The organism is Arhodomonas aquaeolei DSM 8974 (assembly GCF_000374645.1).
Classification (GTDB): Bacteria; Pseudomonadota; Gammaproteobacteria; order Nitrococcales; family Nitrococcaceae; genus Arhodomonas; species Arhodomonas aquaeolei.
This window is the reverse complement of record NZ_KB894827.1, coordinates 24,106-31,265: the sequence shown is the minus strand read 5'-3', so window position 1 is coordinate 31,265 and position 7,160 is coordinate 24,106. Positions and strand designations below refer to the sequence as shown.

Genomic DNA, 7,160 nt, shown 5'->3' with positions numbered 1-7,160 from the left:
GAAGCCTGAGCCGAAGCCTGAGCCGAAGCCTGAGCCGAAGCCTGAGCCGAAGCCTGAGCCGAAGCCTGAGCCGAAGCCCGAGCCGAAGCCTGAGCCGAAGCCTGAGCCGAAGCCCGAGCCGAAGCCTGAGCCGAAGCCCGAGCCGAAGCCCGAGCCGAAGCCGGAGCCGAAACCGGAGCCGAAACCGGAGCCGAAACCGGAGCCGAAACCGGAGCCGACGCCGTCATCGGATGCCGGGCCCGCGGGCAAACCGGATGCGGGGACGGACGAGCCTGCCGAGACGGCGGGCTCGCCGGACGGCGACGCAGCTGACGGGTCGGAGGGGGCGGCCGGCAGCTCCGGCGGCAAGGGGGCGGCGTCCCCAGGCAGCGGCGGTGCGCCCGCCGGCGGTAATGCCGGGGACCCCGGTGCCGCCGGCAACAAGGGCTACCTGAGCTCGCTGGTCGCGCTGTTCGAGCGACACAAGCATTATCCCCGACGGGCACGGCTGCGCCGCGAGGAGGGGGTCGTCCGGGTGGCGATGCGCATCGCCGCGGACGGCAGTGTCGAGGGCCTGGAGGTCGTGCGTGGCTCCGGCAGTCGGACGCTGGATCGCGCGGCCCTGCGAATGGTCCGTTCCGCCTCCCCGCTGCCGGCGCCGCCGCCCGGTCTGGTCGGCCGGCAGATCGTTATTCCCGTCGATTACCGTCTCTCCAACCGCTGACGGCGGGTCCCGCTTCCCCCCGGGCGGGGGCGCCGTTCCCTGCCTCCGCCCTGTTCGTGGAATACTGTCGCGATCAAGGGTAGTGTCAGCGCAGAGCACCGTACTCCCGGTCGGGGACGCGAACCCGGGTGCGGGACGATTCAACGGGTCGGGGACTGCCGCTGCGGCGAGACAATTCAGAGCGGGAAATGGACGCAGATCAAGCCAGGCCTTCGGGGGAGCACAGCGCGGGGAGCGGCGACTGTCCGGGAGACGGCTGCCAGGCCGGCCGCCTTCTGCAGCGGATCGTCGACGCCATCCCGGCACCGGTTTTCTTCAAGGACGCCGAGTGCCGCTATATCGGCTGCAACGAGGCCTTCGCCCGCGGCATCCTCGGGCGTGCCCCGGAGGAGGTGGCCGGCAAGGGCGTGTACGACCTTGCGCCACCGCATCTCGCCGCCGTCTACGAGGAGGCGGATCGGGCCCTGCTTGCCAGCGGCGATACCCAGGTTTACGAGACGCGGGTCCGCTTCACCGATGGCAGCGAGCGGGACATCTCCTTCCACAAGGCGGTCTTCCCGGATGACGACGGCGGTCCCGGCGGGATCGTCGGCGTGATGCTCGACATCACCGAGCGCCGCCGCCACGAGCGCCAGCTCGAGGAACGCGAGGCGATGTTCCGCAGCGTTTTCGATGCCTCCGAGGACGCCATCCTCATCCTCGACGACGACACGTTTGTCGACTGCAATCCGGCGACCCTGCACATGCTCCGGCAGCCGGACCGGGATCGTATCCTGGGCGGCCGGCCCTGCGACATCTCCCCGGAGTTCCAGCCCGACGGCCAGCGCTCCTGCGACAAGGCCGCCGAGATGGTGCGCGTCGCCTACGAGCGGCACTTCCACCGCTTCGAGTGGACCCATTTGCGGGCGGACGGCGAACCCTTCCCCTGCGAGGTCACGCTTACCACCATGGCGTTCCGCGGTCGCACCGCGCTGTACGTGGTCTGGAACGACATCACCGAGCGCCGGCAGCGCGAGCGCCGTATCGAGGAGCTCGCCCACTACGACCCCCTGACCGGGCTGCCCAACCGTCGCCTCCTCCATGCCCGCGGCAGCGCCCTGCTCGCGCGGGCGGACGACCGGGGTGAACCGCTGGGCGTGATGTACATGGACCTCAACCGCTTCAAGGACATCAACGACACTCAGGGCCATGAGCACGGCGATGCCCTGCTTCAGCAGGTGGCCGGGCGGCTGCGCGAGGTCCTGCCGGAGAGGTATCTGCTGGCCCGCCTGGGCGGCGACGAGTTCGCGGTCCTGATCCCTGGGGCGGACGAGGCGATCCTCGAGACCGAGGCCCGCCGCGTGCTCGAGTGCTTCGATCGCCCTTTCCGCCACGGCTCGTTGAGCGCCGAGCTGGGGACGAGCATCGGCCTGGTCCACTATCCGGAGCACGGTGCGACCCTGCCGGAGCTGCTCAAGAACGCCGACATCGCCATGTACGAGGCCAAGCTCGGTGGCCTCGGCTACTGTGTTTTCCGGCGTGCCCAGGCGAACCATGTGCAGGAGCGGGTCGCGCTGGAGCGTGCCCTGCGCGAGGCCATCGCCGCGCAGGACATCGAGCTGCACTACCAGCCGCGGGTGGACGTCCGCGACGGCCGGATCACCGGCCTGGAGGCACTGGCCCGCTGGCACCGTCCCGACAGGGGCTGGGTGTCGCCGGCGGAGTTCGTTCCCCTGGCGGAGCAGACCGGGCTCGTCCACGCACTGGACCGGCTGGTCCTGAACACCGCCTGCGTTCAGGCCCGGGACTGGCGCAGCCGGGGACTGAATCTGAGGGTCGGCGTGAACATCTCCGCGCTCACGCTGCAGCAAGACGACTTCGTCGCCACCGTTCTTGCCGCGCTCGCGGCCTGCGGGCTGCCCGGCGATGCCCTGGAGGTGGAGGTTACCGAGAGTGCGGCGATGCGCGATGCCGAGGCCAACACCGTGAAGCTCACCGAGCTCAAGGGCCACGGCGTGCGCGTCGCCATCGATGATTTCGGCACCGGCTACTCATCGCTCAGCTACCTCAAGCGGTTGCCGGTGGACTGCCTCAAGGTGGATCAGTCCTTCGTGCGCGATATCCCCGGTGATCCCATGGATCTGGGACTGGTGGAGACCATCGTCGCCCTCGCGGCGAGCATGGGTCTGACCACGGTGGCCGAGGGCGTGGAGACGCCGGAGCAGCTCGAGGCGGTGCGCCGCCTGGGGTGCGGCGATCTCCAGGGATTTCTCGCCGCGGCACCGGCATCCGCCGACGACCTCGAGGCCGTGCTCCGGCGCGGGTACATCGAGCTGCCCTGATCCGTTTGTCCGGATGCGCCGGCGACGCCGTCACCGGGGTGCCGCGGCCTCACTTGTGCCACGACGTTCCCGGTAGCCGACCGCCTCGGCCACGTGGGTGGCGGTGACCGCGTCGCTGCCGGCGAGGTCCGCGATCGTGCGGGCGACGCGCAGGCAGCGGTGGATCCCCCGGGCGGTGAGCCCGAGGCGTTCGCCGGCCTGGTCGAGCAGGGAGGCCGCGGCGGTGTCGAGCTGGCAGCGGCGCTCCAGAAGCCCAGGGGGCAGGGCCGCGGCCGGGGCGTCGTCGCGCTCGCGCTGGCGGCGCCTCGTGGCCGCGACCCGGGCCCGCACGGTGGCGCTGTCCTCCCCCGGTGCGCTCGCACGCAGCTCCGCCGGCGCCAGCCGCGGCACGCTACAGAACAGGTCGATGCGATCCAGCAGCGGTCCGCTGAGCCGGCCCTGGTAGCGGGCGATCTGGTCGGGGGTGCAGCGGCATTCACCCCCCGGGTCGCCCAGGTGTCCGCAGGGGCACGGGTTCATCGCCGCCACCAGCTGGAAGGCGGCCGGGTAGCGAACCTTGGCGGCGGCCCGGGAGATCTCGACCTGCCCCGTCTCCAGCGGCTCGCGCAGCATCTCCAGGGCCCGGCGGCTGAATTCGGGGAGCTCGTCGAGAAAGAGCACGCCGTTGTGTGCCAGCGAGACCTCGCCCGGCCTGGGGCGGCCACCGCCGCCGGCGAGGGCGACGTGGGAGGCGGAGTGGTGCGGGGCCCGGAACGGGCGCACCCCCCAGCGCGCCGGGTCGAAACCGCCGTCGCTCACCGAGGCCACGGTCGCGCTCTCCAGGCTCTCGCGCTCGGTCATCGGCGGCAGGATGCCGGGCAGGCGCGCGGCGAGCATGCTCTTGCCGGTGCCCGGCGGGCCGCACAGCAGCAGCGAATGGCCGCCGGCAGCGGCGATCTCAAGGCAGCGCCGCGCCTGCTGCTGGCCGCGGACGTCGGCGAGGTCCGCCACCGCCGGGCCCTCGCCGGGGGGCGGCGGTGCCGCGGCCGTGAGCGGGGCCCGCCCGGTGAGGTGGGCGCAGACGTCGAGGAGGTGATCCGCGGCGAGGACGCGGCCCGTGCCCACGAGGGCGGCCTCGGCGGCGCTGTCCCGGGGCAGCACCGCCCGGCGGCCGGCGCGCTGGCAGTGCACCGCGAAGGGCAGGGCACCGGATATGCCCCGCAGGGCGCCGGTCAGCGCCAGTTCGCCGGCGAATTCCAGCCCGTCGAGGGCGTCGCCCGGGATCTGGCCGGAGGCGGCGAGGATGCCGAGGGCGATGGGCAGGTCGAAGCGCCCACCGTCCTTGGGCAGGTCCGCGGGCGCGAGGTTGATGGTCACCCGGCGCGGCGGGAAATCGAAGCCGCTCATCACCAGCGCGCTGCGCACGCGCTCGCGGGATTCCTTCACCGCGGTCTCGGGCAGGCCGACGATGGTGAGCGACGGCAGGCCGCCGGCGAGGTGGACCTCCACCGCCACCGGCGGCGCCTCCACGCCGACGCCGGCGCGGCCGTGTACGACTGCTAGGGACACGCGAACCTCCCTGTTCCCGGTGCGGGGGCCGTCCTGCCCCCGCGGCAGGCGGCGTCAGGCGCCGCCGGATTCCGTCTCGTCGCCGGAAACGGCGGTGTCTGCGCCGGCCGGTCCGCCTTCCAGTTCGGCGACCCGGCGCTCCAGGGCCTCCAGCTTCGCGCGGGTACGCGCAAGCACCTTCGCCTGGGCGTCGAACTCCTCGCGGGTCACCAGCTCCATGCGCGAGAACGCCGACTGCAGGGCAGTGCGGGTGTTCTTCTCGATCTCCTGCTGGAACTCGCGCACGCCACCGGGCAGGTGCTCGCTGACGCGCCTGGCCATCTCGTCGAGCTGTTTCGGGCTGAGCATGACGGGCCTCCTTATGCCGTGATGCCGGATTCTACGCCCGCCGCGGCCTGTGCGCGAATGCACCAATGGGGGCGGGACGACCAAAACGGATCGCACCACTATGGTGCACACGCGTTGCACCGCAACGGGACACGCGATTTCGGTTGCTTAATAAAGTTATGTTTTTAAAGGATTAAATCAAGTTGGCACGGGCTCTGCTTATGGCGGTGTGAGTGTTGCGCAGTGCCGGATTCGCCGGCGCATTCTCAGGAGAACTGCAATGAAGCTGCTCACTGCCATTATCAAGCCGTTCAGGCTGGACGACGTTCGCGAGGCGCTCTCCGACATCGGGGTGCGCGGCATCACTGTCACCGAGGTCAAGGGCTTCGGGCGTCAGAAGGGCCACACCGAGCTCTATCGCGGCGCGGAGTACGTCGTGGACTTCCTCCCCAAGATGAAGATCGAGGTCGCCCTCGATGACGCCCTCGTCGATCAGGCCGTGGAAGCGGTGGCCAAGGCCGCCAATACCGGCAAGATCGGCGACGGCAAGATCTTCGTCTTTCCGCTGGAACAGGCCATCCGTATCCGCACGGGTGAGTCGGGCAAGGACGCGCTCTGACCGGCGGCGTCACACGAATAACCGAATGGAGGCCTGATCGTGGAAAATCAGATCTTTGAGCTTCAGTACGCTATCGATACCTTCTACTTCCTCGTCTGCGGTGCCCTGGTCATGTGGATGGCCGCCGGCTTCGCGATGCTCGAGTCGGGGCTGGTGCGGGCGAAGAACACCGCTGAGATCCTGACCAAGAACATGGCGCTGTACGCCGTCGCCTGCATCATGTACCTGATCTGCGGCTACGCGATCATGTACGGCGGCGATATCTTCCTCTCCGGCATCGCGGGCGGACCCGACTACGTCCAGGAGACGCTCGCCGCCTCCGCCGAGGCCGGGTTCAACGGTGGCTCGGTCTACTCCGCCGCCTCGGACTTCTTCTTCCAGGTGGTGTTCGTCGCCACCGCCATGTCCATCGTCTCCGGTGCGGTGGCCGAGCGCATGAAGCTCTGGGTCTTCCTCGGTTTCGCGGTCGTCATGACCGGCTTCATCTACCCCATGGAGGGTGCCTGGACCTGGGGCGGCAAGGCCGTGTTCGGCATGTACTCGCTGGGTGACCTCGGCTTCTCCGACTTCGCCGGCTCCGGCATCGTGCACATGGCGGGTGCGGCCGCGGCCCTCGCCGGCGTGCTGCTGCTCGGCCCGCGCAAGGGCAAGTACGGGCCCAAAGGCGAGATCCGTGCCATTCCGGGTGCCAACCTGCCGCTCGCGACCCTCGGTACCTTCGTGCTCTGGCTCGGCTGGTTCGGCTTCAACGGCGGTTCCGTGCTCAAGCTCGGTGACATCGCCAACGCCAACTCCGTGGCCATGGTGTTCCTGAACACCAACACCGCCGCCGCCGGCGGTGCGGTCGCCGCGCTGATCACCGCACGTCTTGCCTTCGGCAAGGCCGACCTGACCATGCTGCTCAACGGCGCGCTCGCCGGCCTGGTGGCCATCACCGCCGAGCCGTCCACGCCGTCGCCGCTGGCCGCGACCATCTTCGGCGTGATCGCCGGCGTGATCGTGGTGTTCAGCATCGTCGCCGTCGACAAGCTGAAGATCGACGATCCGGTCGGCGCCATTTCGGTGCACGGCGTGGTCGGCGTCTTCGGCCTGCTGATCGTGCCGATCACCAACGACGGGGCGACCTTCGTCGGCCAGATCGTCGGTGCGCTGACCATCTTCGTGTGGGTGTTCGTCACCAGCCTCATCGTCTGGGCCATCCTCAAGGCGGTGTGCGGCATCCGGGTCTCCGAGGAGGAGGAGACCGAGGGCGTCGACATCGGCGAGTGCGGCCTCGAGGCCTATCCGGAGTTCACCAAGATCTCCTGATCCCGCGGCAGGCAGCGTCTGCCCGTGACCACGCCCCGGGACCGGTCGGTTCCGGGGCGTTTTTTTGGTCTATCGCACCGTGCCGGGACGGATCGCGGGGCTGAGCAGGACGCCGGCGTCGTCCCGTGTCGGTCACTGGCCGGTGCACGTCCGCGATCGCACCGGCCTCCGTGGGGAATTGTCGGCTGCCTTCGAGCAGCCGACCTGCGGCAGGAATCCCGGGCGGTGACAGGCCGCGCGGGTTGGCCGCTCCAGGCAGACCGGTAGGTCGTGCACGGCCGCGTGCCGTGTGCGACATCTTCAATGACCGCGCCGGAATGTCGCACGCCTGCGG

Annotated in this window: 6 protein-coding genes; 4 read left to right on the top strand and 2 right to left on the bottom strand. The window is 70.1% G+C overall.

Features of this window, described 5'->3' with window-relative positions; all coding sequences use genetic code 11:
* Together C516_RS21250 and C516_RS20065 are read left to right on the top strand one after the other, a co-directional pair.
* Positions 1 to 703, top strand: a 703-nt coding sequence (locus C516_RS21250) for an energy transducer TonB (protein ID WP_156831295.1), incomplete at its 5' end; no start/stop codon positions are given.
* 188 nt (positions 704 to 891) lie between these two features.
* The gene (locus C516_RS20065; protein WP_018719685.1) at positions 892 to 3,024 is read left to right on the top strand and encodes a putative bifunctional diguanylate cyclase/phosphodiesterase; all 2,133 of its coding nucleotides are present in this window, start codon (positions 892 to 894) and stop codon (positions 3,022 to 3,024) included.
* Positions 3,025 to 3,054: 30 nt separating this feature from the next.
* Here the strand turns inward: C516_RS20065 and C516_RS0117330 are convergent, their stop codons facing one another.
* On the bottom strand, positions 3,055 to 4,572 hold the full coding sequence (locus C516_RS0117330; protein ID WP_018719684.1) for a YifB family Mg chelatase-like AAA ATPase: 1,518 nt from the start codon (positions 4,570 to 4,572) through the stop codon (positions 3,055 to 3,057).
* A gap of 54 nt (positions 4,573 to 4,626) precedes the next feature.
* On the bottom strand, positions 4,627 to 4,920 hold the full coding sequence (ubiK, locus tag C516_RS0117325; RefSeq protein ID WP_018719683.1) for a ubiquinone biosynthesis accessory factor UbiK: 294 nt from the start codon (positions 4,918 to 4,920) through the stop codon (positions 4,627 to 4,629).
* A 259-nt stretch (positions 4,921 to 5,179) separates the two neighbouring features.
* Between ubiK and C516_RS0117320 the strand changes: the two genes are divergently transcribed.
* Together C516_RS0117320 and C516_RS0117315 are read left to right on the top strand one after the other, a co-directional pair.
* Positions 5,180 to 5,518, top strand: coding sequence for a P-II family nitrogen regulator (locus C516_RS0117320; protein WP_018719682.1), 339 nt, complete (start codon positions 5,180 to 5,182; stop codon positions 5,516 to 5,518).
* A gap of 39 nt (positions 5,519 to 5,557) precedes the next feature.
* Positions 5,558 to 6,826 (top strand): ammonium transporter, encoded by a 1,269-nt coding sequence (locus C516_RS0117315; RefSeq protein ID WP_018719681.1) that lies wholly within the window; start codon positions 5,558 to 5,560, stop codon positions 6,824 to 6,826.
* The last annotated feature ends 334 nt before the right edge of the window (positions 6,827 to 7,160 follow it).

Bases quoted from the DNA above. Each gene is read 5' to 3' on its own strand.
- C516_RS0117320 (WP_018719682.1), top strand. From the start codon at position 5,180: ATGAAGCTGCTCACTGCCATTATCAAGCCGTTCAGGCTGGACGACGTT.
- ubiK (WP_018719683.1), bottom strand. From the start codon at position 4,920: ATGCTCAGCCCGAAACAGCTCGACGAGATGGCCAGGCGCGTCAGCGAG.
- C516_RS20065 (WP_018719685.1), top strand. From the start codon at position 892: ATGGACGCAGATCAAGCCAGGCCTTCGGGGGAGCACAGCGCGGGGAGC.